Here is a 25,555-nt window from a genome sequence, read left to right as displayed (position 1 = left end):
CCTGCTCACGCGACAATGCGCAGGTTGCGAATCCGCAAAAGCGGGAAAGGAAGTGTGATGCAGCTATACGAACGATCAGCGCTTGCGCCGAAGCTTGGGCACAGCCGAGTCAGGCGGAGCGGAGGGGCCGCGGCGAAATTCTTCGATCACGTCTTCGAACTCGGAGACGTCTTCAAAGCGCCGGTAAACCGAAGCAAAGCGCACGTAAGCGATCGTATCGAGCGCGCGCAGCTCGTTCATCACGAGCTCGCCGAGCCGCTCGCTGCGCACTTCACGCTCGCCGCTACCCAGCAGCTGGTATTCGATGCGCGCCACCGCTTCGTCGATCGCATCGGCAGCGACCGGGCGCTTGCGCAGCGCGAGCTTCATGCTCGCCACGATCTTGCGCCGGTCGAATTCGGTGCGCGTGCCGTCCTTCTTCACGACCGACGGGAGCGCGAGCTCGACGCGCTCGTACGTCGTAAAACGCTTGTCGCAAGCCGGACAGCGACGGCGGCGCCGGATCGCGGCGCCGTCTTCAGACACCCGCGAATCCACTACCTGCGTGTCCTCATGCCGACAGAAGGGGCAGCGCATGGTTGCCTAGCGATATACCGGGAAGCGCTTGGTCAGTTCGCTCACCTGGGCACGCACGCGCTCGATCGCGGCGGTGTCTTCCGGATTGTCGAGCACGTCGGCAATCAGGTGGCCCACCTGTTCCGCTTCCTTCACGCCGAAGCCACGCGTGGTCATCGCCGGCGAACCGAGGCGGATGCCGCTGGTGACGAACGGCTTTTCCGGATCGTTCGGAATGGCGTTCTTGTTGACGGTGATGTGCGCCGCGCCGAGCGCCGCTTCGGCAGCCTTGCCGGTGATGTGCTTGGCGCGCAGGTCGACCAGCATCACGTGGCTTTCGGTACGGCCCGACACGATGCGCAGACCGCGCTTCACGAGCGTTTCAGCCAGCACGCGGGCATTGTCGAGCACGCCCTGCTGGTATTCCTTGAACTCCGGCGCGAGCGCCTCTTTGAACGCGACGGCCTTGGCCGCGATCACGTGCATCAGCGGACCACCCTGAATGCCCGGGAAAATGGCCGAATTGATCTGCTTCTCGTACTCGGCCTTCATCAGGATCACGCCGCCGCGCGGGCCGCGCAGGCTCTTGTGCGTGGTCGTGGTGACGAAATCAGCATGCGGCACCGGGTTCGGGTACACGCCGGCAGCGATCAGGCCGGCGTAGTGCGCCATGTCGACCATCAGGTATGCGCCCACCGCCTTCGCAATCTTCGCGAGCCGCTCGAAGTCGATGCGCAGCGCGAACGCCGAAGCGCCGGCAACGATCATCTTCGGCTTATGTTCGTGAGCAAGTTTCTCGGCCGCTTCGTAGTCGATGTCTTCAGCTGCGTCGAGCCCGTAGCTGACCACGTTGAACCACTTGCCCGACATGTTGACCGGCGAGCCGTGCGTCAGATGGCCGCCGTGTGCGAGGCTCATGCCCATGATCGTGTCGCCCGGCTTCAGCATCGCGAAGAACACGCCCTGGTTTGCCTGCGAGCCCGAGTTCGGCTGTACGTTAGCCGCTTCGGCACCGAACAGCTGCTTGACCCGGTCGATCGCGAGTTGTTCGACCACGTCGACATACTCGCAGCCGCCGTAGTAGCGCTTGCCAGGGTAGCCTTCGGCGTATTTGTTCGTGAGTTGCGAGCCTTGCGCGGCCATAACGGCCGGACTCGTGTAATTTTCCGACGCGATCAGTTCGATATGCTCTTCCTGACGGCGGTTTTCCTGTTCGATCGCCTGCCAGACTTCAGGGTCGACGTTCGCGATGGTGCTGTGGGCTTTGTCAAACATACGCTTTCCGTTAACAGTATTCAGGTTGACCGGATCGTACGCGTAACGTGCACAAAGCGCGCATCGGGTATGCGGCGCTGCTGGCAGCTGGAAGCCTTGAGGCGCGGAACGGCGATAAGCCGCACACACGAGGCAGGCCAGCGACCGGCGGCGCAAACCGAGGCACAAACGGTGCACAAAGCGGTGGCGCGCGGATCACGGCTGCCCAGGCGAACGGCAAAACGAAACCCCGCGCTTCACGGTGGGATGCTCCACCTTGAACCCATGGGGTTCTATCGCCAGTCACGCAGGGGTGAGCGCGTTAGTTTATTGGAAGAGGATCGAATAGGCAACCGAGGCAGCGGCACCGAAAACAGGTCGAAAAAGCCTGACAAAATGGTCCGGGCCGGAGGCCGGGATGGGTCGGTACAGCCAGGCGGTTCGGGCCTGCGTCAACGCTGTACCATCGGCGGTGCCGCAAGCTTGCCGCGTCGCCCGGCCGCCGCGCGTGCAGTGGCTGTGCACGCGGCTGCAGCCTGCCAGCAGCCCGAGACGCCACCGCCGCCGCCGCAGCTACCGCTGCCATCGCCCGCGCGACGCCTCGCGGCCGGCCATTTGGCCAGGTTGCCCGGCCGCCGCGATGCAAGTAGGCTTGTCGCCTTTGTCAACTCACCAGGAATAACCATGATTGTGTTCGTCACCGGGGCGTCCGCAGGATTCGGCGCCGCCATCGCCCGCGCCTTCGTGAACGGCGGCCACCGCGTCGTCGCCACCGCGCGCCGCAAAGACCGTCTGGACGCGCTCGCCCGCGAACTGGGCACCAACCTGCTGCCGCTCGAGCTCGACGTGCGTGACCGCGCCGCCGTCGAAGCCGTGCCGGCCGCGCTGCCGTCCGAGTTCGCGGCCGTCGACGTGCTCGTCAACAACGCCGGCCTCGCGCTCGGGCTCGAGCCCGCGCAGCGCGCCAGCCTCGACGATTGGGAAACCATGATCGACACGAACTGCAAGGGCCTCGTGCAAGTCACGCGCGCGCTGTTGCCGGGCATGGTCGAGCGCAATCGCGGCCACGTGGTGAACCTCGGTTCGGCCGCGGCCAACTGGCCGTATCCGGGCGGCAATGTGTACGGCGCAACCAAGGCCTTCGTCCAGCAGTTCAGCCTGAACCTGCGCTCCGACCTCGCCGGCACCGCACTGCGCGTGAGCTGCGTCGAACCGGGCCTCGTCGGCGGCACCGAGTTCTCGAACGTGCGCTTTCACGGCGACGACACGCGCGCTGCGGGCGTCTATCAGAACGTGCAGGCGCTGAGCCCGGAAGAAATCGCCGGGTCGATCTACTGGCTCGCCACCCTGCCCGCGCACATGAACGTCAACACGATCGAGCTGATGCCGGTCGCGCAGACCTTCGCGCCGCTGGCAATCCATCGCGGCTGACCGCGAGACCCTGCCACGTGGGCAGTCCATCGCAAAAAAGCGGCCCGCTTTCAGGTTCCGGTAAAATGCGCGACATGAATATGCCAAACAGCCAGCCCGGCGGCGAAATCGGCCTCAGATGGCCGATTCGCGTGTACTACGAAGATACGGATGCGGGCGGCATCGTGTTTTACGCGAACTACCTGAAGTTTTTCGAACGTGCGCGCACCGAATGGCTGCGCGCGTGCGGAATCGAGCAGTGCAGGCTTGCCAGCGAAACCGGCGCGCTGTTCATCGTGCGCCATACCGCCCTCGACTACCGGGCGCCCGCGCGGCTCGACGACGTGCTGACCATCGTCAGCCGTATCGAGCGGCTCGGCCGCGCGTCAGTCGAGTTCGAGCAGCAAGCCTGGCGCGACGATACGCTGCTCGCCACCGGCACGGTACGCGTCGGTTGTGTCGACGCCGCCGGGCTGCGGCCCACTGCAATTCCTCCGTCCGTACTAGCCGCTTTGCGGCGCGGTTTGGGCATGACAGAACGAGGCGTGTCAACGGCCAGCGTGTGAGCGCCGTTTTAGCACTCGCCAAGTGAACTCGTAACGGTCAAAACAAGACCAAGCATGGTTCGGCGAAAGGGTTCGCCGAAGCTTCCGGTTTCCCCACGGAACGCTTCGAACCGCCTTGCAGCCGGACGCCCCTTGCGGGACGTTACTGCGAACCTCTATGAACACTACTCAAGATCTATCGATCGTTTCTCTCGTTCTCAATGCGAGCGTGCTCGCGCAAGCGGTGATGGCGCTGCTGCTGCTGCTATCGCTAATGTCATGGACCTTCATCTTCCGCAAGTGGTTTGCGATTCGTCGCGCTCGCGGCCAGACCGAGCGCTTCGAGCGCGACTTCTGGTCCGGCGGCGACCTGCAGGCGCTCTATCAGAGCGCGGCGAACAACCGGCACAAGATCGGCGCGCTCGAACGCATCTTCGAAGCCGGCATGCGCGAGTTCCTGAAGGGCAAGGAAAAGCGCCTCAACGATCCCGGCGCGATTCTCGACGGCGCACGCCGTGCGATGCGCGCCGCCTTCCAGCGCGAAATGGACGTGCTTGAAGCGAACCTCGCTTTTCTCGCGTCGGTCGGCTCGGTGAGCCCTTACATCGGTCTGTTCGGCACGGTCTGGGGCATCATGAACGCCTTCCGGGGCCTCGCCAACGTACAGCAGGCTACCCTTGCGAACGTCGCGCCGGGCATTGCCGAGGCACTGACCGCCACGGCTATCGGTCTGTTCGCCGCGATTCCTGCGGTGGTCGCGTACAACCGCTACGCTCACGACATCGATCGCCTCGCGATCCGCTTCGAGACCTTCATCGAAGAATTCTCGAACATTCTGCAGCGTCAGGCGCATTAAGGAGTCCACGATGGCCGGTTCCTCAACTCGTTCCAGCATGCGCGGCAGCCGCTCGCGTCGGGCGATGGCCGACATCAACGTCGTGCCGTATATCGACGTGATGCTCGTGCTGCTCGTGATCTTCATGGTGACCGCACCGCTGGTCGCGCCTTCGATCGTCAACCTGCCGACCGTCGGCGGCGCCGCGCCGCAGCAGCAGACGCCGCCGGTGGTCGTCAATATCCGCGCGGACGGCAACATGAGCGTGCGCTACAAGGACGACAACGGCACGACGCAGCAGGAAAACATGACGAAGGCCGATCTGAACGGCTTCGTTGCCGACCGTCAGCAAACGCATCCCGACCAGCCGGTCGTGATCGCTGCAGACAAGACCGTGAAGTACGAAGTCGTGATGAACGTGATGTCCGAACTGAAAGCTCGCGGCGTCAAACGCGTTGGATTGCTCGTCAAATCGCAATGATCCGCCAGAAATCCGCCTATCCGTTGCAGCCGCCGCGAGAACGCAGCACGTGGCGCGCGTTCGCGCTCGCCGCGGTGATGCACGTGCTGCTCGGATTCTTCCTGTATCACGGCATTCAATGGCAGAACAGCACGCCAGCGGGCGCCGAAGCCGAAATCTGGACCGAAGTGCCGGACCTGCCGACGCCGCGTGTCGCGCCGCCGCCGCCCGTACCGGTCGCACCGCCGCCTCCGGTGAAAGACGAAGAGGCCGACATCGCGCTGCAGGAGAAGAAACGTCAGCAGCAACAGGCAGCCCGCGAAGCGCAACAGCTCGCCGAACAGCAGCGCCAACAGCAACTGCAGGCTCAGCAGGAAGCGGACGCGAAGCGCCAGCAGCAGCTTGCAGCCGATCAGGCGGCGAAAGCAGCAGCGCTGAAAAAGCAGCAGCTACAACAGCAACAGGCCGACCGTCTGAAACAGCAACAGCTGGCCGAGCAGCAAAAGCAGGATCAACTGAAGCAAGACCAGTTGAAGAAACAGCAGGACGCGCAAAAGCAGCAGGACCAGGCAGAAGCGCAAGCGAAGGCCGACGCGCAAAAGGCGGCCAAAGCAAAGGCCCAGGCGCAGGCCGACGCAGCGAAGAAGCTTGACCAGGAGCGCCGTACCCGGCTTGCACAGATGCAAGGTCTCGCCGGCGGCGACAGCTCGAGCGGCAACGGTCTCGCGAAGAGCGGCACCGGCACCGGCAGTGGCGGCACGGCAGCTTCGCCGGGCTACGCGGAGAAAGTACAGCGGCGCGTGCGCCCGAACATCTCGTGGCCCGGCGACACGCAAGGACTCGAGACGGTCGTCTCGGTGCGCTGCGCGCCGACCGGCACGCTGCTGTCGGCCACGATCACGCGCAGCAGCGGCAATTCGCAGTGGGATGACGCGGCGCTGCGCGCAGTTCAGCGTTCGGATCCGATGCCGCAGGACGTAAACGGCAAGACGCCGCCGAGCTTTACGATTACGCTGCGTCCGGCGAGCTGATGGGATGCAGTGAACGATGCAGTAACCGACGATGCGAAGCGACCTGCATGAACAGCAGATGCAGCAACGGCAGCAGATGCAGCAGATGCAGCAGGTGTAATCCGCGCAACGGTGTGGAACGGAGCAAACGAGGCCCTTAAGGCATGCACAAAGCCCTCGCCCGATGCGGCGCGAAGCGGCGTATCCGGGAACGATTTCTGCATGCTCGGGTCTGTTTGCTGTTGTGATGCGTTTTGTTTTTTTGGGAATCGATAAAGCATGAGTGTGATGACGAAGCTAGGCCTGCGAACACTGGTGGCGTCTTGCCTGATTGCGGCAGGCGGTGCGGCACATGCACAGCTCAACGTCCTCGTTACGGGCGTCGGGTCGACGCAGTTTCCGATCGCGACGGCGAATTTCGCCGACGAAGCGAGTTCCCCACAGCCGATCAGCACGATCGTGCGTCAGGATCTGCAACGCAGCGGCAAATTCACGAATATCGATGCCGGCAGCGCGCCAGTTTCGGATGGCGATACGGTCGACCTCGGCAGCTGGAAGGCCAAAGGCGCCGACGCGTTCGTGTCCGGCAGCGTAACGAAGCGCCCCGATGGCCAGTATGAAGTGCGCTTCAAGCTGTACGACACGGTCAAACAGGAAAACCTCGGCGGCCTCGTGCTGGTCAGCCCCGAACGCGGGCTGCGCATGAGCGCGCACAAGGTGGCCGACTACATCTACGCCAAGCTGATGGGCTCGCGCGGCGTGTTCGCCACGCGCCTGTCGTACGTGATCAGATCCAGCGACGGCAAATACCGGCTGCAGATTTCGGATTCGGACGGCCAGAACGAGCGCAACGCGCTCACCAGCCCCGAGCCGATCATCTCGCCTGCCTGGTCGCCGGACGGCACCAAGGTCGCGTACGTTTCGTTCGAAAAGAAGAAGCCGATCGTCTACATCCACGACCTGCCCACCGGCCGCCGGATCGTCGTTTCGGACCAGAAGGGCAACAACAGCGCACCGGCGTGGTCGCCGGATGGCCGCACGCTTGCCGTCGCGCTTTCGCGCACCGGCAACACGCAGATCTTCGCGGTGAACGCCGACGGCAGCGGCCTGCGGCGCCTCACGCAAGGCAGCTCGATCGACACCGAGCCGACCTTCACCGCAGACGGCCAGTCGATCTATTTCACCAGCGACCGCGGTGGCCAGCCGCAAATCTACAAGATGCCCGCACAGGGCGAGAATGCCGGCACCGCGCAGCGGGTCACATTCACGGGCAATTACAATACGAGCCCGCGTGTGAGCCCGGACGGCAAGCAGCTAGCGTATATTTCGCGCACCGGCGGCGGCTTCAAGCTGTACATCCAGGATCTGCAGTCGGGTGTCGCTACGGCGCTGACCGACACGACGCATGACGAATCGCCGAGCTTCGCGGCGAATGGTCAATACCTCCTTTACGCCACACAGGTGAACGGCCGTGGCGTGCTGGCCGCAGTATCGACCGATGGTCGTACACGGCAGGTCCTGTCCGTTCAGGGCGGCAGCGTGCGCGAGCCGTCCTGGGGCCCTTTTATGCAATAACACACAAGGAGAGTTAAGCATGATGTCCAAACTTCGTCTTACGTTCGCCGCGCTGGCGGTAGTGGGTGCACTGGCTGCCTGCAAGTCGACGCCGCCCGCTGCAACCACGTCGAACACCGGCGGCGCCATCGGCACGCAGCCGAACCCGACCGACGTCGCGCAAGTGAACGTCGATCCGCTGAACGACCCGAACAGCCCGCTCGCCAAGCGCAGCGTGTACTTCGACTTCGACAGCTACTCGGTGAAAGACGAATATCAGTCGCTGCTGCAGCAACACTCGCAGTACATGAAGAGCCATCCGCAGCGTCACGTGCTGATCCAGGGCAACACCGACGAACGCGGCACCAGCGAGTACAACCTCGCCCTGGGCCAGAAGCGTGCTGAAGCCGTGCGTCGCGCGCTGTCGCTGATGGGCGTGCCGGATTCGCAAATGGAAGCCGTGAGCCTCGGCAAGGAAAAGCCGCTGGCAACCGGTCACGACGAAGCATCGTGGGCGCAAAACCGTCGCGCCGACCTCGTCTACCAACAGTAACAACGGGTAACGGAGCCGTATGACACACCGTTTCTCCTGGCTGCGGCTCGCCGCGGCCGCCTGCGCTGCGGGTGCGACTTTCGCAGCCGCGCCGGCGCATGCCGGCCTGTTCGACGACGATCAGGCCCGTCAAGCGATTCTCGATCTGCGCACCAAAACCGACAGCCTGTCGAACCAGCTGTCGGCCGCGCAGCGCACGATCCTCGATCAGTCGAACCGTCTGGACCAGATGAACCAGCAGGTCGCGACGCTGCGTGGGCAGACCGAGGACCTGACGAACCAGTTGACCACGTTGCAGAAGCAGCAGAAGGACTACTACACCGACCTCGATGGCCGGCTGAAGAAGTTTGAGCCGCAGCAGCAGACGGTCGACGGCGTGCAAGGCTCCGTGCAGCCGGGCGAAACGGATGCGTTCAACGCGGCTTCGCAGCAGTTCCGCAGCGGCGATTTCAAGAACGCGGCGGCATCGTTTCGCAGCTTCATCGCGAAGTACCCGCAAAGCCCGTATCAGCCGACCGCGCAGTACTGGCTCGGCAATGCGCTGTATGCATTGCGCGACTACAAGGGCTCGACAGCCACGTGGCAGGGTGTCGTGAAGAACTACCCGCAGCACCCGCGTGCGCCTGAAGCGCTGCTCGCGATCGCGAACAACCAGCTCGAGCAGGGGCAAAAGGCCGCCGCCAGGAAGACGCTCGAGCAGATTGTGTCGGATTACGGCAATTCGGATGTTGCGCAGTCGGCGCAGAGCAAGCTGTCGCAGATCAAGTAGCGCGCGCGGCGAGTACCGTAGTTCGCGGCGGTTGTTGAAGACACACTGCGGGCGCTACGTCGATGGTGCGCTTGCTTGACACCGCGGCAAGCCTATCGCTATAATCTCGCTTCTCTTTTTGGGTCGTTAGCTCAGCTGGTAGAGCAGCGGACTTTTAATCCGTTGGTCACAGGTTCGAATCCCGTACGGCCTACCAAAAGATTCAAAGGGCTTAGCTTCGGCTAAGCCCTTTTCATTTGGCCGCGTCATTTTGGCCCGCCTCATTTGTGCGCCGTTTTGCCTGAACCCGACGACGCCCCGATAAACACCCCCACCGCGGCCACCGCCATTGCGACCCATGCCAACGGCGGCATAGCTTCCCCGAGCAACAGCCACGACATCGCGGCAGCCAGCGGTGGCACGAACAGAAACAGCGTCGCCACACGCGAGACCTTACCCGCGCGCGACATCGCCAGTAGCAGCGAAATCGCCACCAGCGAATTGCCGATCACCAGATAAGCCAGCACCGCCACGAATTCACCGGTCCACTGCACGCGAGCATGCTCGAGCCACAACGCGGCCGGCCCGCAGGTCACGAAACCGACCGTGTACTGCACGAGATTCGCGGTAACCGGATGCTGTGGCGTGCCGTAGCGTTTCTCGTAAAACATCGCCGCCGTGATGCCGAACAGCGCACCGGTGATCAGCACGATGCCCGTCAGCGATTCGACTTCGACGCGCGAGCGCACGACGATCACACCCGCCGCGCCGGCCAGCCCAAGAAACAGCCCGACCCACTGCCGTAGCGCGATATGCTCGCCGACCAGTTTCGGTGCGAGCAGCGACACGAGCAACGGTTGCAGCGAAGCGATCAGCGCGGCGAGACCTGCCGAAATGCCCGCATTGAACGCGAGATAGCTCAAGCCGAAATACAGCGTCTGGATCAGAAAGCCCGCGACGATCAACTGACGCCACGCCGCCGCGTTGCGAGGCAGCGGCGGCCGCAGAATCACAAAGAGCGGCAGCAGAACGGCAACGCTCAAACCGAAGCGCAACGCGAGCAACGCCATCGGCGACGCATAACGAAGCCCCATCTTTGCGAGTGGAAAGCCGGTGGACCACAGCAACAGGAACAGTACCGGCGCGATGCGGGGAAGCCAGTCCGCGGCCGTGCGTGTTCCGGGGGAAGATTTCGACACTGCGACGCCGCGATCTCGCATGGACTATCCGACAAACGAAGACTTGCTGCACAGCATCGGTATGCGGCTGGATAGCCGCTGTTTGCGATGCCCGCCGAGGGCGACAGTGTCGCACCAATCGACAACACCTGTCGAAGCGCGCACCGGGCCATGCGAATGAAGAAGTACAGCGACGCGACACACGCGTCGACCAGCGAGACAGTCAGCCGGTATGCTCAGGCGCGCTCAGGTACTCTCGCGCTCGATGATCTCAAAGCCGAGATCGAGCCGCGCAGGCGCCGCCGCGGCATCACCCCCACGCAAGCGCTGCAAAAGATACTCCGCGCTGCGCCGGCCGATGTCGAGCCGCGGCAGATTCAGGCAAGTGAGCTTCGGCACGGTGTGCTGCAGAATGTCCAGGTCGTCGAAGCCCGCAATCGCGACGCGCTGCGGCACCTTCCAGCCGCGCCGCTGCGCTTCGAACAGCGCGCCGACCGCCAGCACGTCGCCGGCGAAAAAGATCGCATCCATGTCGGGCACGCGCTGCATCAACTCGACCATCGCGTCCGCGCCCGGCGTGAGCCCCTGCTGCGCTTCGCACACCAGCGCGGGGTTGCGCTCGCGCCCGAGCGCGGTCAAGGCCGCGTGGTAACCCTTCAGGCGTTCCTTCGAACGCGGGTTGTTGCGCATCGGCAAGCTGACGAAGCCGATGGTTCGATAACCGCGCCCGGCCAGATACAGCGTCATCTGCTTCGCTGCATTGAAGTTCGAGTAGCTGATCACGGAATCGAGCGGATTGCGCACGAGGTCGCCGGTTTCGATCACCGGGATGCCAGCCTGATGCAGAATCTGCACCGCGCGCGGCGTATGCACGGTGTTGTGCAGCAACAGGCCGCATACGCGCTGCGCAACGAAGGCGCCAATCAGCGCCTCTTCCTCTTCGAGCGAATGGCCGCTGTCGGCGATCAGCAGATGCATGCCGGCTGCGCGCAGCACGTCCGAGGTGCCCTTCATCGTATGTGAATACAACGAGTTCTGGATGCTGGGCACGATCTGCCCGACCACGTTCGAGCGGTTCGACGCGAGATTGGACGCGATCGAATTCGGCACGTAACCGATCTCGCGGATCGTATCGAGCACCAGCTTGCGCGTTTCCTCGGAGAGTTTGTCCGGCTCGTTCAGTGCGCGCGACACCGTCATCAGCGACACGTTGGCGGCCTTCGCGACGTCGATCATGCGCACCGCCGTGCCGCCCGCGCGAGGCTTGCCTGTGGTCGGCCGGGTCTTGCCGCCGGAGGCGGCGCGTGCGCGCTTTTCCACTGATAGACATCCATGCGGTACGGTTGCGATGCGGGATTGTATCTCACGCTATTGCACGTCAGCGCGTCAGCTGCGTTGCGCCGCGGCGGTATTGCAACGCGGACAAAACGCCTGATTGAATGTGCCGCGCACGAGGTGCAGCAGACAGCGAAGCGTGCCGCTCGCAGTAACCGGTCGTATCGCTGCTGAATCCCAAACTGCGGGCCGGCCTCCGCCTGCACGCGTATTTGCGTTTTCCACCCCCGCTCCGGACAATGCCGCTCAGCAAAAGAAAAACGGGAACATGCGAGACGGCGGGCAAGCGAGAAAGAGAAGCGCGAAAGAGAAGCGAGCAAGCGAATGGAACTGCGTCAACTGCGATATTTCATCAGCGTCGTCGAGCACGGCAGCATGGGCAAAGCCGCGCTCGAACTCGGCATCGTCACGTCTGCGTTGAGCCAGCAGATCAGCCGTCTCGAGAGCGAACTGGCGACGCGCCTGTTGCAGCGCACCTCGAGCGGCGTCGTGCCGACCGATGCCGGCCTCGCGTTCTGGCGCCAGGCGCAGCTCGCGCTGCGGCACGTCGACGACGCCGCGCTCGCCGCGCAGCAGGCGCGCCTGTCGGGCCACGTGAGTGTGGGCCTCGCGCCAAGTACGAGCGGCGTGCTTGGCCTCGCGTTCATGCGCGCGATGCGCGAGCGCTACCCGGAGGTGCGTCTGCGCATGGTGGAGAGCCTGTCCGGCTATCTGTCGTCGATGCTCGGCGCGCGGCAGATCGACCTTGCGATTCTCTTTCACGAGGAACCGGCGCAGCGCTGGAGCGTGATGCCGCTGCTCGACGAGCGGCTGTTCGTAATCGGCACACCGGACCTCGCGGGCATGCCGCGCGGCAAACAGGTGCGCCTCGCAAAGCTCGGCACCTTGCCGCTGATCTTGCCGAGTGGCCCGCACGGGCTGCGTACGCTGTTGTCGGCGTCGTTCAGACAGGCCCGATACGAACCGCGCATCGTCGCCGAAGTGGACGGCCTCGCGATGCTGATGGATGCGGTGCGCGGCGGCCTGGGCGCGACGATCCAGCCGGGCGCGGCGCTGGCGCGCGCCGAATATGCGGGGCTCGTCAGCGTGCCGCTCGCCGACGCGAACGCCGTGCGGCCCAATCTGCTGGTCAGCGTCTCCGACGACGAACTGTCGCCGGCCGGACTGGCGGCACGTGTCGTACTGGCCGAAACCGCGCGCGAACAGGTCGGCGCCGGGCACTGGCTCGGCGCGACCTTACGCTGACCGTGCCACGCGAGGTCTTCACAAAAACTGAAGACCCATTGCCTGCCGCCTGATTGCGACATCGCGCCGCGCCGACTACATTCGGAGCCACAAAGGAAGGAGGCTCATCAACCATGGTCGACGTTCTCGTCATCGGGGGCGGCAATGCCGCGCTATGCGCCGCGCTGATGGCGCGCGAAGCCGGCGCCTCGGTGCTGCTGCTCGAATCTGCGCCGCGCGCGTGGCGCGGCGGCAACTCGCAGCACACGCGCAATCTGCGCTGCATGCACGACGCGCCGCAAGACGTGCTGGTCGAAGCTTACCCGGAAGAAGAGTACTGGCAGGATCTGCTGAAGGTCACCGGCGGCATCACCAACGAAGCGCTCGCGCGCCTGACGATCCGCGCTTCGTCCACCTGCCGGCCGTGGATGGTCAAGCACGGCGTGCGCTTCCAGCCGCCGTTGTCGGGCGCGCTGCACGTGGCGCGCACCAATGCGTTTTTCATGGGCGGCGGCAAGGCGCTCGTCAATGCGTATTACCGCAGCGCCGAAGCGCTCGGTGTGCAGATCCGCTATGACACGCCGGTCGATTCGATCGAGTTGCAGGACGGCCGCTTCGTCGCCGCGAACAGCGGTACCACGCGCTTCGAAGCGCGCGCCTGCGTACTGGCGGCCGGCGGCTTCGAATCGAACCGTGCGTGGCTGCGCGAAGCATGGGGGCAAAACGAGCGCGGCGAATGGCCCGCGGACAACTTCCTGATTCGCGGCACGCGCTTCAACATGGGAGTGCTGTTGCGCTACATGATCGATGCCGGCGCGGACATGATCGGCGACCCGGCGCAATCGCACTGCGTAGCGATCGACGCGCGCGCGCCGCTGTACGACGGCGGCATCTGCACGCGCATCGATTGCGTATCGCTTGGCGTGGTGGTCAATCGCGATGCGCAACGCTTCTATGACGAGGGCGAAGACTTCTGGCCGAAGCGTTATGCGATCTGGGGTCGCCTCGTCGCGCAGCAGCCCGGCCAGATCGGCTATTCGATCATCGATTCGCAAGCGGTGGGGCGCTTTATGCCGCCGGTGTTTCCAGGCACACAAGCGGATACGCTGCCCGAGCTCGCGCGCCAGCTGGGACTGCCGGAAGCACCGTTGCTCGCCACCATCGACGCATACAACGCCGCGTGCCAGCCCGGCACTTTCGACCACACCGCGCTCGACAACTGCCACACCGCCGGTCTTACGCCGCCGAAAACGCACTGGGCACTGCCGATCGACAAGCCGCCGTTCTATGCGTACCCGCTGCGGCCCGGCATCACGTTCACCTACCTCGGCCTGAAGGTTAACGATCGCGCGCAGGTGCACTTCAACGGCATGCCGAGCGACAACCTGTTCGTGGCCGGCGAGATGATGGCGGGCAATGTGCTCGGCAAGGGTTATACGGCGGGCGTCGGCATGTCGATCGGCACCGCGTTCGGCCGCATCGCGGGTACCGAAGCCGCACACGCGGCGCACCACGCGCCAACCCTGCAAACAAGAGAGACAACGCACGCCGCCGGCGCATCGAAGGGAGTTCACCGTGCACAAGCCTGAAGCACTCGCGCATGACGCGCAGCCGCTCGCATCCGGCAACGACGGCAATGGCGGCAATGACGGCGACCAGCCCGCACACTCTGCGAACAACAAGCCGCATCCCGTGATTCGCATCCAGCCGCTGACCGCCAACGAAACCGAAGTCGCGCGGCAGATGCAGATCTGCAATGCATGCCGCTATTGCGAGGGCTTTTGCGCGGTGTTCCCGGCGATGACGCGCCGCCTCGAGTTCGGCAAGGCCGACGTGAACTACCTCGCGAACCTATGCCATAACTGCGGAGCGTGCTATCACGCGTGCCAGTACGCGCCGCCTCACGAGTTCGCGGTCAACGTGCCGCAGGCGATGGCGAAGGTGCGCCTCGACACGTATAGCGAATACGCCGTACCCGCTGCATTGGGCGCGCTGTACAAGCGCAATGGCCTGACCGTCGCGCTTGCGCTGGCCGGCGGCCTTGCACTGTTTCTGGCATTGGGTGTCGCGCTGCAGGGTGCCGCGTTCGGCACGCCGCTCGCCGGCAACTTCTATGCAATCTTTCCGCACAACCTGTTGGCGCTGCTGTTCGGTGCCGTGTTCGCGCTGGCCATCGTGTCGCTCGGCATCGGCGTGACGCGCTTCTGGAAAGACGTGTCGGCAGGCACGGCGTCAGCGGCGGCGGTTGCGGAAGCAACCCACCACGTGCTGAGCCTCAAGTACCTGGACGGCGGCCATGGCGACGGCTGCAACGAAGCCGACGACCGCTTCACGCTCGCGCGCCGCCGCTTTCATCACTTCACGTTCTACGGCTTCATGCTGTGTTTCGCGTCGACGGTGGTCGCAACGTTTTATCACTATTTGCTCGATCTGCACGCGCCCTATCCGCTCGTCAGCCTGCCGGTGCTGCTCGGCACGTTCGGCGGGATCGGCCTGATTGTCGGACCGGCCGGCCTGTTGTGGCTGAACCTGCAGCGCCACCCCGAACACGGCGATGCCAGGCAGAAACCGATGGACCGCGGCTTTATCGCGCTGTTGCTGCTGACCGCGGCGAGCGGTCTCGCGCTGCTTGGATGGCGCGACAGCACGGCGATGGCCTGGCTGCTCGCGGTGCATCTGGGCATCGTGATCGCGTTGTTCGCCACGCTGCCCTACGGCAAATTCGCGCACGGAATCTATCGGTCGGCAGCGCTATTGAAGTCTTCAATCGAAAAACGGCAAGCGAACAATTTGAAGCTCGGATCGGAATGAGTTAGCGTACGGGGCGCGCTCACAGCGAGGCTCGTTTCTTTCATTAATGAAAGGAAACAGCCTCGCTCAAGGTTCAAACTAAGCTATCCGGAAACATCATGGAGACAAATATCGTGCCCCCCTCGACCACCCCGGCCTCGCTTGCCACACAGTCACCTCGGTCGAAGGTCGCTGCGGTACTGCGCGTGACCAGCGGCAACTTTCTTGAGCAATTCGACTTCTTTCTGTTCGGCTTTTACGCCACCTACATCTCGAAAGTATTCTTCCCGACCGACAGCGAATTCGCTTCGCTGATGCTGACCTTTGCGGTGTTCGGCGCCGGCTTCCTGATGCGTCCGCTCGGCGCAATCGTGCTGGGCGCCTACATCGACAAGGTCGGCCGCCGCAAAGGCCTGATCGTCACGCTCGCGTTGATGGCAAGCGGCACGATCCTGATCGCCTGTGTGCCCGGCTACGCGACGATCGGCGCGCTCGCGCCGCTGCTGGTGTTGCTCGGCCGGCTGCTGCAAGGCTTCTCGGCGGGCGCGGAACTGGGCGGCGTGTCGGTCTATCTGGCCGAAATGGCCACGCCCGGCCGCAAAGGCTTTTATGTGAGCTGGCAGTCGGCCAGCCAGCAGGTTGCGATCGTCGTCGCGGCGGCGCTCGGCTTTGCATTGAACCGCCTGCTGCCGCCCGACACGCTGCATACATGGGGCTGGCGTGTGCCGTTTTTCATCGGCTGCATGATCGTGCCGTTCCTGTTCATGCTGCGCCGCTCGCTGCAGGAAACCGAAGCGTTCCAGAAGCGCACGCATCATCCGAGCGTGAACGAGATCTTCCGCTCGATGGCCGATAACTGGCGCGTGGTGCTCGCCGGCATGCTGCTGGTCGCGATGACCACCACCACGTTCTATCTGATCACCGTCTACACGCCGACTTTCGGCCGGACCGTGCTGAAGCTGTCGACTGAAGATAGCCTGATCGTCACGCTGTGTGTCGGCGTGGCGAACTTCATCTGGTTGCCGATCGGCGGCGAGTTGTCCGATCGCATCGGCCGCAAGCCGCTGTTGCTCACCATCACGATCCTGACGATCTTCACCGCCTATCCGTCGATGTCGTGGCTCGCGTCGGCGCCGAGCTTCGGCCGCATGCTGGCGGTGCTGATGTGGTTCTCGTTCTTCTTCGGTATCTACAACGGTGCGATGGTCGTGTCGCTGGCCGAGGTGATGCCGGTGCAGGTGCGCGTCGCGGGCTTCTCGCTGGCATATAGCCTCGCGACGGCAATCTTCGGCGGCTTCACGCCGGCGGTGTCGACCTACCTGATCGAAGTGACGCACGACAAGGCCGCGCCCGCGTACTGGCTGAGCTTCGCCGCGGTGTGCGGGCTGATCGCGACACTGTCGCTGTATCGACGCGGCGGCGTCGCCGAGCGGATGATGGACGCCGCCTGAGGCGCGCGCGATGAGTGACCCGATCCCGTTCGAGCATGAGCGCTTCAGGCATGCCGCGGCCCACTATCTCGCGGGCCGCGCCGCTTACTCGCCGCGCCTCGTGCGGCGCGTCGCGCAAGCCTGCAACCTCGACGGCTCGCAACGGCTGCTCGATCTCGGCTGTGGGCCGGGGCAGTTGTCGCTTGCCTTCGCGCCGTGGCTTGCCGACGGCCTCGCGCTGGACCCCGAGCCCGAGATGCTGCGCATCGCGGCGGAACTGGGTGCGGGCATTGCGCCGAATATCGCGTACCGTGCGGGCAGTTCGTACGACCTGTCGCCTGCGCTCGGCGCGTTTGACCTCGTCGTGATCGGCCGCGCGTTTCACTGGATGGACCGCGCCGACACGTTGCACCGCCTGGACCAGCTGATCGTGCCGGGCGGCGCGCTCGCGCTGTTCGCGACGTCGCAGGCCGACGGCGACGGCGCGCCGTGGCTGGCCGCGTACAAAAGCCTGCTCAACGAATATTCGCAGGCGGACCCGGCCCGCGCGCGGCGCAAGGCGGACGATTGGGTCGGCCATCAGGCGGTGCTCAGGCAATCGCCGTTCGCCGCGCTGGAGCGGATCTCGACTATCGAACGCCGGCGCGTGTCCGTCGACGCGTTGATGCTGCGGCCGCAGTCGATGTCGAGCCTGTCGCGCAGTCACCTTGGCGAGCGGCTCGATGAACTGCTGGGCCGCCTGAAACCGCTGCTCGACGCCCATGCGCGCGACGGCTGGCTGGAAGAATGGGTGGAGTCGACTGCGCTGATTGCGCGGCGCTGACGGGCACGAGGTGCTGCGGCTGAAGCATCGATGGATCATCAGTATCGCGATCCATCGGATTGCAGACCGCTTGTCGCATCGAGTCGCATCGAGTCGCATCGAGTCGCATCGAGTCGCATCGAGTCGCATCGAGTCGCATCGAGTCGCATCGAACCGATCCGGCCAGCACGCGCTCACTGGAGCCCCTGCCGCTCCGGCATTCAGGACGCATGAGCTAATAACAAAAATAACCTTGCCGCACCACAAGCCACGTCGCTAGCATCACGCCTTTTGCGCGTTTTGCGCATCCGCAGCATGCCCACTTCCCTCGCTCCAGAACTTGCCGCTGCCCCGGCACGCGCTGCCGCTCAAGCCGGCCGCCCGGTGATCCGCTCGGCGGCCGACGTCTCCCACCTCGTGAACCAGGGCGCCGCAACCGGCAGCGATGCGCGCATCGTCGTCGCGATCGCGCTTGGCGGCGTGTTCCTCGATGCCTACGATCTCGGCGCGCTTGCGTTCGGCCTGAAGGACGTTGCGCGCGAATTCTCGCTGACGCCGACCGGCACCGGTCTGGTGGCCTCCGCGATCACGTTCGGCGCGATCGTCGGCGCGTGTCTCGGCGGTTTCCTGACCGACCGCATCGGCCGCTACCGCGTGTTCATGGCCGATATGTTCTTCTTCGTGGTCGCCGCGCTGGCCTGTGCATTTGCACCGAACGCGTGGGTGCTGGGTGGCGCGCGCTTCGTGATGGGTCTGGGCGTCGGTATCGACCTGCCCGTGGCGATGGCGTTTCTCGCCGAGTTCTCGCGGCTGCGCGGGCGCGGCAACAAGGCCGCGCGCGTCGCGATGTGGTGCCCTGTGTGGTACGCGGCGATCAGCGTGTCGTACCTGCTGGTGCTGGCCTTCTATGCGACGCTGCCAGCCAGTCATCAAGGCCTGTTGTGGCGGCTGATTCTCGGCTTCGGTGCGGTACCGGCGCTGATCATCATTGCGATTCGCAGCCGCTACATCAGCGAATCGCCGGTGTGGGCCGCCAATCAGGGCGACCTCGCCGGCGCGGCGCAGATCCTGAAGCGCTCGTACGGTATCGACGCCGAGGTTGCCCCCGCAGCGCAACTCGCCGATGCTGCGGCACAAGCCACACCCCACCGCGGCGCATCGTGGAAGAACTACGGCACGCTGTTGCGCGGCGTCTATCTGCGGCGCACGGTACTCGCGACGGTGATCGCAGTCGCCTCGTCGTTCGCGTATAACGCGGTCGCGTTCGGCTTGCCGGTGATCATTTCGAGCTTCCTCGCGCAATCGATGCTGACGACGATTCTCGCGTCGCTGGTGCTCAATCTCGGCTTCGCGTTCGTCGGCGGCGTGATCGCGGTACGCACCGTGCCGAAGACCGGCGCCTGGAAACCCACCGTGCTCGGCTACACATTCCAGCTGGTCGCACTGATCGGCCTCGCGATGGTCGGCAAGCCGGCCGGCGGTATGCAGGTCGCGCTGGCTGTCGCGCTACTCGGCGCGTTCCTGCTCGGCCAGGGATTCGGTCCGGGCTCGCATAGCATGACGTTCGCGTCGCTCAGCTATCCGACCTCGCTGCGCGGCGTCGGCGTCGGCTTCAACCAGACGCTGATGCGCGCCAGTTCGACGGCCTCGCTGTTTCTGTTCCCGGTACTGGCCGCCGCGCTCCACACGCGCGTGTTCTGGATTATCGCGATTGCGCCGCTCGCCGGGCTGATCGCACTGCTGGCGATCCGCTGGGAGCCGTCGGGCTACGACGTCGACGCAGAAGACTTCGCGCCATCGGCTGCAGCATCGAGCGCATCGGCACTCGCAGGACACTAGGCGCCAGCCATACGTCGATGTGATTCACAAGGGCCGCCGGGCATCAACGGCGGCCCTTTTTCATAGGCATCCGCCCGGCGCGTGCGCACGCTGCACGCCGACCTTTATTGAGAGAAAAAGCCATGCAATGATCGCGCGCCGCTTCGCGATGCGGGTTGCAACAGTTCCATGACGTTGCCCGCGCGAAGCCCATCGATGGCGCTTTCCGGTTGGTGACGATGTTGAATTTCCTGTTGGGTCTGTTCTGGAGTCTGGCGTTGCTCGCCGTTGTGTTGTGCATTTGTTGCGCGCTCAACTACCTGGCTCCACACGCGGCGCTCGACGGCTGCCGCGTATTCGCACTGATCGCACTGATGGCGGCGTGCACCCTCGCATTCGATTCCGTATTGACCTTCGTCGTGTTTGCCGATGCGCAGCAGCGTTACGGCCGCTTCAGCACCGGCGATGCCTTCGCCGGGCGCGCGTTGGCCTATGCAAGCGTCGGCGCCGGCGCGCTATGCGCGGCCCGCTGGCTCGCCGCGAAACGCAAAGCGCGCTCACAAGATGTCGACAGCATCGAAATCGCGCGCCTTGCGCGCCCCCGCCTGCCGTCCTGACAGCGCCAACGCCGCTCGGCAGATCAGCCCAGGTCGCCCCTGGATACGCGTCTATCGAGCCGCAGGCGTTGCCTGCAGGCGCGGCGCAGCATGGCCGTGCGTGCGGGAATCTTCCTTGCTATGGGGCACGCCGTCGGCTATAACTCCCGGAGTGCGCGGGCCTTGAACCACGCCTGTCACGTTCACGCAGTGTGCCCTTCCTTTGCTGGCCGTTCGCGGTATTTACACATAACCATGCAAGACTGAGCGCCGCTCAGTGCCGCATCGCATCAGCCGGTACGGCTAGCCGTTACGGCAGCCGTCGAGCATGCGCAAACCACACAACCGACGCAACTGAATCGAACGAGGACATCGTGGACCTTGAGACCGTACGCGTATTCCTGATGACCCGGGGCATCGACTTCGGGACCAAGGTACTGGCCGCCATCGTTTTGTGGATCATCGGCCGCTGGGTAATCGGACTCGTGATCCGACTGCTGGGCGCGATGCTCAAGCGCAACGGTCGCGTCGATCCGACGCTCGCGCATTATCTCGGCTCGATTCTCGGCTCGGTGCTGAACCTGCTGCTGGTGCTGGCGATCTTGCAGGTGTTCGGCGTGCAGACCACGTCGTTCGCAGCCTTGCTCGCGGGCCTCGGCCTCGCGATCGGTACCGCATGGGGCGGACTGCTCGCGCACTTCGCAGCAGGCGTATTCATGCAGGTGCTGCGGCCGTTCAAGGTCGGCGACTTCGTCACCGCGGGCGGCGTGACGGGCACGGTTCAGGAGCTGGGCCTGTTCGGCACCACCATCATCACGCCCGACAACGTGACGACGATCGTCGGCAACAACAAGATCTTCTCGGACACCATCTCGAACTACAGCGCGCTGCCGGTGCGGCGCGTCGAGCTGACCGCGAAGATCGCCAACGGCGTCGATCCGATCGATGCGGCGAACCGCTTGCGCGAGGCAGTCGTGAAGATTCCGAACGTGGTGGAAAGCCCGCCGCCCGATATCGAAGTGCTGTCGTTTACGCCGGAAGGGCCGCTGCTGTGTGTGCGCCCGTATGCGCACAACAGCAACTACTGGCAGGTTTACTTCGATACGAACCGCGCGATCGTCGAGACGTTCAGGAACGCTGGATATCCGACGCCGGAGACACCGGTGGTACGGCGTACGGTGGCATAAGAAGGCATACCCGAAGCCATACCCGAAGGCATGCCCGGCGCGGACGCCGGGCGCGGGTTCATCAATGCCCGGCGTCAGGCTTGCGCGGCGTCCCCGAAGCCGCATCGCGGCGGCGCGTCATCTTCCACAGCGCACCGAGCGCAACCGGCACCACGGCCGCGCCGATCCCGACCAGCACGATCACGTTCAGGTACTGGCGGATAAACGGGATATTGCCGAAAAAGTAGCCCAGCAGCACCAGCAGCAACACCCAGAACAGCGCACCCGCGATGTTGAACAACTGGAAGCGCTGCACGCTCATCTGCGATGCGCCGGCCACGAACGGCGCGAAAGTCCGCACCACCGGAATGAAGCGCGCCAGCACGATGGTCTTGCCGCCATGGCGCTCGTAGAAGTTATGCGTCTTGCGCAGCGCTTCGCGATCGAGAAAGCGTTCGAGCACCGGTATATGCGAGTCGAACACCTTCGAGCCGAGCGAGCGGCCGATCAGGTAGTTGACCGTGTTGCCCGTCACCGCCGCCACTACCAGCAGCACGATCAGCAAACCGACGCTCATCTCGCCGCTTGCGCAGAATGCGCCGCCAATAAACAGCAGCGAATCGCCAGGCAGAAACGGCAGCACCACCAGACCGGTCTCGCAGAAAATAATCAGGAACAGCACCGCATACACCCACGATCCGTACTGGCGAATGAACTCGCCGAGGAACGTGTCGATATGCAAGACCAGGTTGGCGAACTGCAGCAGCGTATCCAAAAAAGCATCCTCTCAATAGTGCGCATCGCGTGGAGCCGGTGCGGCGATCGTTGTTGATGCGGCGGCACGTCAGACGCTGTCGGACGCGGTGTTGGCGAGCGCGTCGCGACACGCCTGTACCGCCCCATTGACCGCGCCATGATACCGAAAGTGCCATAGGCAATATTAAGAAAATATGAGCACGGCGCTGAAGCGCTCCGAGCATCGCGGTCAGTGCGCGGCGAATCGCTATAATTCCGCCATGTCCGAATTCAGCGAAAAGTCAGCCGGGCCGGCCACGGAAGCTTCCGTGGTGCCGGCTGCCGCGCCCGCCGACGCGGCCCGTCCGGTACGTGCGCACGAAGCGGTACGCCCGCTGCGGGCGATCCAGCCGCTGCCCGATCAGTTGATCAGCCAGATCGCGGCAGGCGAAGTGGTCGAACGGCCTGCGTCGGTCGTCAAGGAACTGCTTGAAAATGCGCTCGACGCCGGCGCGAAGACGCTGCGCATCCTGCTCGACGAAGGCGGGGTGAAGCGCATCTCGATTACCGACGACGGCTGCGGCATTCCCGAAAACGAGCTGGCGCTCGCGCTGATGCGCCACGCGACCAGCAAGATCCGCTCGCTCGCCGAGCTCGAATCGGTCGCGACGCTCGGGTTTCGCGGTGAAGCACTTGCATCGATCGCGTCGGTCGCGCAGATGAGCATCACGAGCCGCACGGGCGACGCACCGCATGCCACGCGTATCGATGCGTACACTGGCACGTTGGCGCCCGCGGCAGGCACCCAGGGCACCACCATCGAAGTGCGCGAGCTGTACTTCAATACGCCCGCGCGCCGCAAATTCCTGAAGAGCGAACAGACCGAACTCGGCCATTGCCTCGAAATGGTTCGCCGCGTCGCGCTGGCGCGGCCGGATGTGACGATTTCGGTGCTGCATAACGGCCGCGCGGTCGAGCACTGGAATGCCAGCGAGCCGGCGGTGCGGGTCGCGAAGATTCTCGGCGAGACCTTCGCCACCGCGCATCTGCCGCTCGACGAAGGCGCCGGGCCGCTCGCCGTGTATGGGTGCGCGGGCCTGCCGACTGCGAGCCGCGGCCGCGCGGACCAGCAGTATTTCTTCGTCAACGGCCGCTTCGTGCGCGACAAGCTGCTCACGCATGCGGCGCGCGCCGCGTATGAAGACGTGCTGCATGGCGACCGCTATCCGTCGTATGTGCTGTTTCTCGATCTGCCGCCTGAAGCCGTCGATGTGAACGTGCATCCGTCGAAGATCGAAGTGCGGTTTCGCGATTCGCGCTCGATTCACCAGTTCGTGTTCCATGCGGTGCAGCGCGCGCTGGCGAGGCATGCGGGCGCTTCGCCGGAGACCACGGCGGGCGGGCATGCGGCACATATTCAGGCGGCTGGCCCGGCTTCGTTTGGCGCGACTCCGCTGGGCGGCGCAGGCGGGTTCGGCGGCGGCATTGGCGCAGGCGCAGGCGGTGCGGCCGGTTTCGGCACTGGCAGCAGCGGTGGCGCAGCCGCGGGCGGCACCCCTGGCGCCAGCGGCTTCAGCGCAGCGCAGCAGCCCGGCGCCTTCTGGATGCGCGATGCGCGCATGAAGCAAGGCACGCTGCCGGTGGCGCAGCCGCTCGCGCTGTACGACGCGCTATTCGGCCGTAAGGACAGCGGCGCCGGCACACCGCACGGCACGACGAGCTTCGAAGTGCGCGACGAAAGCGATCTGCCGTCGCGCTTCGGACCACAAGCTGCATCGCCCGCACCTGGCTTCGACACCTCCGACGAACAACCGCTCGGCTTCGCGCTCGGTCAGATCCACGGCATCTACGTGCTCGCGCAGAACGTGCGCGGCCTTGTGATCGTCGATATGCACGCGGCGCATGAACGCATCCTGTACGAGCAGTTCAAGCACGCGCTTTCCGAGCGCACCATCGCGGTCCAGCCGCTGCTGATTCCGCAATCGATGCAGGCCGATCCGGTCGAGATCGGCATCGTCGATGAAGAGCGGGAAACGCTCGATGCGCTCGGCTTCGATCTGGCCGTTCTGTCACCGACTTCGATCGCGATTCGCGCCGTTCCCGCGTTGCTGAAAGACGCCGATCTGGCCGTGCTCGCGCGCGCGGTGCTCGCCGATCTGCACGCGTACGGCGGCTCGCGCGTGCTGACCGAACGTCAGCACGAACTGCTCGGGACGCTCGCCTGTCATCACGCGGTGCGCGCGAACCGGCGCCTGACGCTCGATGAGATGAACGCGCTGTTGCGGCAGATGGAAGCCACCGAACGCGGGGATCAGTGCAATCATGGACGGCCGACGTGGTTCCAGTTGACGCTGCCGGATCTCGACCGTTTGTTCATGCGCGGCCAATGAGCGGGCGGGATCGGTTGAATGCCGGCTGCGCGCGTGCGGGCATGACGTGCGCAGTGCAGGCGCTGCGCGATGGCAACGCAAGCGAACGGCATCGCTGCGGCAGCGGAAACGGGCTTGGCGCGCGCAGGCAGCACGAGCCGTACGGCGAGCCACACGGCGTGGGCACTTTCAGCAGCGGCACAGCATGACATCGGCAACCCCTCTGCCGGTCGCCTGCCTGCTCGGCCCGACCGCGTCCGGCAAGACCGCCGCGGCACTCGCGTTCGCGGCGCGGCATGCGAGCGAAATCGTCAGTGTCGATTCGGCGCTGGTCTATCGCGGCATGGACATCGGCACCGCCAAACCCAGCGTCGAAGAACGCGCGCAGGTGCCGCATCACCTGATCGATATCGTCGACCCCGTCGACGCGTATTCCGCTTCGGACTTCCGCCACGACGCACTGCGCGCGCTCGATGAGATCGTCGCGCGCGGCCGCACGCCGTTGCTGGTGGGCGGCACGATGCTGTACTACAAGGCGCTCACGCAGGGGCTCAACGATCTGCCCGGCGCGCATGCCGAACTGCGCGCGGAGCTCGAAGCCGATGCCGCGCGCGACGGCTGGCCCGCGCTGCACGCGCGGCTCGCCGCGGTCGATCCGCGTACCGCGGCGCGGCTTGCTCCGAACGACGCGCAGCGCATCCAGCGCGCACTCGAAGTGTTCATGCTGAGCGGACAGCCGATGTCCGATCTGCTCGACGCGCCCACGCGCGTCGATGCGCAGGCGGCGCGCTATCGCTTCGTGCCGGTCGCGCTGGAGCCGTCGGACCGCGCGGTGCTGCACGCGCGCATCGCGGTGCGCTTTGACGCGATGCTGGCCGGCGGTTTCATCGACGAGGTCGAGCGGTTGCGCGCGCGCGGCGATCTGCATCCCGGCATGCCGTCGATGCGCTGCGTCGGCTACCGGCAGGCATGGGAATACCTCGACGGCGCCATCGACCACGCGACGATGCGCGACAAAGGCGTGTTCGCGACGCGCCAGCTGTGCAAGCGCCAGTTGACGTGGCTGCGCGCGATGCCGGAGCGCATCGTGATCGATTGTTGCGCGGCGGATGCGACGCAGCGGGCGTTGGCGGCGCTCGAACGGGTGATTGCGGCTTAGCGGCAGCTGAGCGCGCCTGTAATGCCGCC

At 64.8% G+C, this 25,555-nt stretch carries 23 protein-coding genes, 1 tRNA gene and 1 riboswitch; of the genes, 19 read left to right on the top strand and 5 right to left on the bottom strand.

The window, feature by feature from the left end:
* Positions 1 to 75 precede the first annotated feature (75 nt).
* Entirely contained in the window at positions 76 to 576 is a 501-nt protein-coding gene (nrdR, locus tag ACYVNQ_RS26930) for a transcriptional regulator NrdR (protein WP_460906578.1), read from the bottom strand.
* A 6-nt stretch (positions 577 to 582) separates the two neighbouring features.
* Positions 583 to 1,830 carry a serine hydroxymethyltransferase gene (glyA, locus tag ACYVNQ_RS26925; RefSeq protein ID WP_460906576.1) on the bottom strand — a complete coding sequence of 416 codons (1,248 nt, stop codon included), beginning with the start codon at positions 1,828 to 1,830 and terminating at the stop codon, positions 583 to 585.
* A gap of 196 nt (positions 1,831 to 2,026) precedes the next feature.
* Positions 2,027 to 2,126, bottom strand: a riboswitch (ZMP/ZTP riboswitch).
* Positions 2,127 to 2,493: 367 nt separating this feature from the next.
* Between glyA and ydfG the strand changes: the two genes are divergently transcribed.
* The 9 genes from ydfG (at position 2,494) to ACYVNQ_RS26880 (ending at position 9,141) form a co-directional block, all read left to right on the top strand.
* On the top strand, positions 2,494 to 3,240 hold the full coding sequence (gene ydfG / locus ACYVNQ_RS26920; protein WP_460906574.1) for a bifunctional NADP-dependent 3-hydroxy acid dehydrogenase/3-hydroxypropionate dehydrogenase YdfG: 747 nt from the start codon (positions 2,494 to 2,496) through the stop codon (positions 3,238 to 3,240).
* A gap of 65 nt (positions 3,241 to 3,305) precedes the next feature.
* A complete protein-coding gene (gene ybgC / locus ACYVNQ_RS26915; protein ID WP_460906572.1) occupies positions 3,306 to 3,785 on the top strand; it encodes a tol-pal system-associated acyl-CoA thioesterase in 480 nt (159 codons plus the stop codon).
* Between the two features lie 157 nt (positions 3,786 to 3,942).
* A complete protein-coding gene (gene tolQ, locus ACYVNQ_RS26910; RefSeq protein ID WP_460906571.1) occupies positions 3,943 to 4,620 on the top strand; it encodes a protein TolQ in 678 nt (225 codons plus the stop codon).
* Between the two features lie 10 nt (positions 4,621 to 4,630).
* Entirely contained in the window at positions 4,631 to 5,080 is a 450-nt protein-coding gene (tolR, locus tag ACYVNQ_RS26905; RefSeq protein WP_460906569.1) for a protein TolR, read from the top strand.
* Positions 5,077 to 6,090 (top strand): cell envelope integrity protein TolA, encoded by a 1,014-nt coding sequence (gene tolA, locus ACYVNQ_RS26900; protein ID WP_460906567.1) that lies wholly within the window; start codon positions 5,077 to 5,079, stop codon positions 6,088 to 6,090. Before tolR ends, tolA begins: the two co-directional genes overlap by 4 nt.
* 258 nt (positions 6,091 to 6,348) lie before the next feature.
* The gene (gene tolB, locus ACYVNQ_RS26895) at positions 6,349 to 7,644 is read left to right on the top strand and encodes a Tol-Pal system beta propeller repeat protein TolB (protein WP_460906565.1); all 1,296 of its coding nucleotides are present in this window, start codon (positions 6,349 to 6,351) and stop codon (positions 7,642 to 7,644) included.
* A gap of 19 nt (positions 7,645 to 7,663) precedes the next feature.
* On the top strand, positions 7,664 to 8,176 hold the full coding sequence (gene pal, locus ACYVNQ_RS26890) for a peptidoglycan-associated lipoprotein Pal (RefSeq protein WP_460906563.1): 513 nt from the start codon (positions 7,664 to 7,666) through the stop codon (positions 8,174 to 8,176).
* A gap of 19 nt (positions 8,177 to 8,195) precedes the next feature.
* Positions 8,196 to 8,945 (top strand): tol-pal system protein YbgF, encoded by a 750-nt coding sequence (ybgF, locus tag ACYVNQ_RS26885; protein WP_460906561.1) that lies wholly within the window; start codon positions 8,196 to 8,198, stop codon positions 8,943 to 8,945.
* Positions 8,946 to 9,065: 120 nt separating this feature from the next.
* Positions 9,066 to 9,141, top strand: a tRNA-Lys gene (locus tag ACYVNQ_RS26880).
* 64 nt (positions 9,142 to 9,205) lie between these two features.
* Here ACYVNQ_RS26880 and ACYVNQ_RS26875 read toward each other — a convergent pair.
* Positions 9,206 to 10,123, bottom strand: coding sequence for a DMT family transporter (locus ACYVNQ_RS26875; RefSeq protein ID WP_460906559.1), 918 nt, complete (start codon positions 10,121 to 10,123; stop codon positions 9,206 to 9,208).
* Between the two features lie 225 nt (positions 10,124 to 10,348).
* Positions 10,349 to 11,422 carry a LacI family DNA-binding transcriptional regulator gene (locus ACYVNQ_RS26870; RefSeq protein ID WP_460906557.1) on the bottom strand — a complete coding sequence of 358 codons (1,074 nt, stop codon included), beginning with the start codon at positions 11,420 to 11,422 and terminating at the stop codon, positions 10,349 to 10,351.
* A 339-nt stretch (positions 11,423 to 11,761) separates the two neighbouring features.
* Between ACYVNQ_RS26870 and ACYVNQ_RS26865 the strand changes: the two genes are divergently transcribed.
* From ACYVNQ_RS26865 to ACYVNQ_RS26830, 8 genes are all read left to right on the top strand, one after another.
* Entirely contained in the window at positions 11,762 to 12,682 is a 921-nt protein-coding gene (locus ACYVNQ_RS26865) for a LysR family transcriptional regulator (RefSeq protein WP_460906555.1), read from the top strand.
* 113 nt (positions 12,683 to 12,795) lie between these two features.
* Positions 12,796 to 14,250 (top strand): FAD-dependent tricarballylate dehydrogenase TcuA, encoded by a 1,455-nt coding sequence (gene tcuA / locus ACYVNQ_RS26860; RefSeq protein ID WP_460906553.1) that lies wholly within the window; start codon positions 12,796 to 12,798, stop codon positions 14,248 to 14,250.
* Entirely contained in the window at positions 14,237 to 15,472 is a 1,236-nt protein-coding gene (gene tcuB / locus ACYVNQ_RS26855; protein WP_460906551.1) for a tricarballylate utilization 4Fe-4S protein TcuB, read from the top strand. The genes tcuA and tcuB overlap by 14 nt, the downstream gene beginning before the upstream one ends.
* 98 nt (positions 15,473 to 15,570) lie before the next feature.
* Positions 15,571 to 16,902, top strand: coding sequence for a tricarballylate/proton symporter TcuC (gene tcuC / locus ACYVNQ_RS26850; protein ID WP_460906549.1), 1,332 nt, complete (start codon positions 15,571 to 15,573; stop codon positions 16,900 to 16,902).
* Between the two features lie 10 nt (positions 16,903 to 16,912).
* Positions 16,913 to 17,704, top strand: coding sequence for a class I SAM-dependent methyltransferase (locus ACYVNQ_RS26845; protein ID WP_460906547.1), 792 nt, complete (start codon positions 16,913 to 16,915; stop codon positions 17,702 to 17,704).
* 294 nt (positions 17,705 to 17,998) lie between these two features.
* On the top strand, positions 17,999 to 19,522 hold the full coding sequence (locus ACYVNQ_RS26840) for an MFS transporter (protein ID WP_460906545.1): 1,524 nt from the start codon (positions 17,999 to 18,001) through the stop codon (positions 19,520 to 19,522).
* A gap of 212 nt (positions 19,523 to 19,734) precedes the next feature.
* Positions 19,735 to 20,118 (top strand): hypothetical protein, encoded by a 384-nt coding sequence (locus ACYVNQ_RS26835; RefSeq protein WP_460906543.1) that lies wholly within the window; start codon positions 19,735 to 19,737, stop codon positions 20,116 to 20,118.
* 353 nt (positions 20,119 to 20,471) lie between these two features.
* The gene (locus ACYVNQ_RS26830; RefSeq protein WP_460906541.1) at positions 20,472 to 21,284 is read left to right on the top strand and encodes a mechanosensitive ion channel family protein; all 813 of its coding nucleotides are present in this window, start codon (positions 20,472 to 20,474) and stop codon (positions 21,282 to 21,284) included.
* A gap of 61 nt (positions 21,285 to 21,345) precedes the next feature.
* On the opposite strand, the gene ACYVNQ_RS26825 is transcribed toward ACYVNQ_RS26830, so the two are convergent.
* The gene (locus tag ACYVNQ_RS26825; protein ID WP_460906539.1) at positions 21,346 to 22,038 is read right to left on the bottom strand and encodes a DedA family protein; all 693 of its coding nucleotides are present in this window, start codon (positions 22,036 to 22,038) and stop codon (positions 21,346 to 21,348) included.
* Between the two features lie 241 nt (positions 22,039 to 22,279).
* On the opposite strand from ACYVNQ_RS26825, the gene mutL reads away from it, so the two are divergent.
* Together mutL and miaA are read left to right on the top strand one after the other, a co-directional pair.
* Positions 22,280 to 24,388 (top strand): DNA mismatch repair endonuclease MutL, encoded by a 2,109-nt coding sequence (gene mutL, locus ACYVNQ_RS26820; RefSeq protein WP_460906537.1) that lies wholly within the window; start codon positions 22,280 to 22,282, stop codon positions 24,386 to 24,388.
* Positions 24,389 to 24,572: 184 nt separating this feature from the next.
* Complete coding sequence (gene miaA, locus ACYVNQ_RS26815; protein WP_460906535.1) at positions 24,573 to 25,526, top strand: tRNA (adenosine(37)-N6)-dimethylallyltransferase MiaA; 954 nt, start codon at positions 24,573 to 24,575, stop codon at positions 25,524 to 25,526.
* Positions 25,527 to 25,555 lie beyond the last annotated feature (29 nt).

It is taken from the genome of Paraburkholderia jirisanensis, assembly GCF_054782355.1.
Note: the sequence above shows the minus strand (reverse complement) of the source record. Positions and strands in the feature narration are given on the sequence as shown.

Excerpts from the sequence above, each read along its gene's own strand:
- tolB (WP_460906565.1), top strand. The coding sequence starts at position 6,349 with ATGAGTGTGATGACGAAGCTAGGCCTGCGAACACTGGTGGCGTCTTGC.
- tcuC (WP_460906549.1), top strand. The coding sequence starts at position 15,571 with ATGGAGACAAATATCGTGCCCCCCTCGACCACCCCGGCCTCGCTTGCC.
- tolQ (WP_460906571.1), top strand. The coding sequence starts at position 3,943 with ATGAACACTACTCAAGATCTATCGATCGTTTCTCTCGTTCTCAATGCG.
- nrdR (WP_460906578.1), bottom strand. The coding sequence starts at position 576 with ATGCGCTGCCCCTTCTGTCGGCATGAGGACACGCAGGTAGTGGATTCG.
- glyA (WP_460906576.1), bottom strand. The coding sequence starts at position 1,830 with ATGTTTGACAAAGCCCACAGCACCATCGCGAACGTCGACCCTGAAGTC.
- tolA (WP_460906567.1), top strand. The coding sequence starts at position 5,077 with ATGATCCGCCAGAAATCCGCCTATCCGTTGCAGCCGCCGCGAGAACGC.
- mutL (WP_460906537.1), top strand. The coding sequence starts at position 22,280 with ATGTCCGAATTCAGCGAAAAGTCAGCCGGGCCGGCCACGGAAGCTTCC.
- ACYVNQ_RS26840 (WP_460906545.1), top strand. The coding sequence starts at position 17,999 with ATGCCCACTTCCCTCGCTCCAGAACTTGCCGCTGCCCCGGCACGCGCT.
- tcuA (WP_460906553.1), top strand. The coding sequence starts at position 12,796 with ATGGTCGACGTTCTCGTCATCGGGGGCGGCAATGCCGCGCTATGCGCC.
- ACYVNQ_RS26845 (WP_460906547.1), top strand. The coding sequence starts at position 16,913 with ATGAGTGACCCGATCCCGTTCGAGCATGAGCGCTTCAGGCATGCCGCG.
- miaA (WP_460906535.1), top strand. The coding sequence starts at position 24,573 with ATGACATCGGCAACCCCTCTGCCGGTCGCCTGCCTGCTCGGCCCGACC.
- ybgF (WP_460906561.1), top strand. The coding sequence starts at position 8,196 with ATGACACACCGTTTCTCCTGGCTGCGGCTCGCCGCGGCCGCCTGCGCT.
- pal (WP_460906563.1), top strand. The coding sequence starts at position 7,664 with ATGATGTCCAAACTTCGTCTTACGTTCGCCGCGCTGGCGGTAGTGGGT.
- ybgC (WP_460906572.1), top strand. The coding sequence starts at position 3,306 with ATGCGCGACATGAATATGCCAAACAGCCAGCCCGGCGGCGAAATCGGC.
- tolR (WP_460906569.1), top strand. The coding sequence starts at position 4,631 with ATGGCCGGTTCCTCAACTCGTTCCAGCATGCGCGGCAGCCGCTCGCGT.
- ydfG (WP_460906574.1), top strand. The coding sequence starts at position 2,494 with ATGATTGTGTTCGTCACCGGGGCGTCCGCAGGATTCGGCGCCGCCATC.
- ACYVNQ_RS26865 (WP_460906555.1), top strand. The coding sequence starts at position 11,762 with ATGGAACTGCGTCAACTGCGATATTTCATCAGCGTCGTCGAGCACGGC.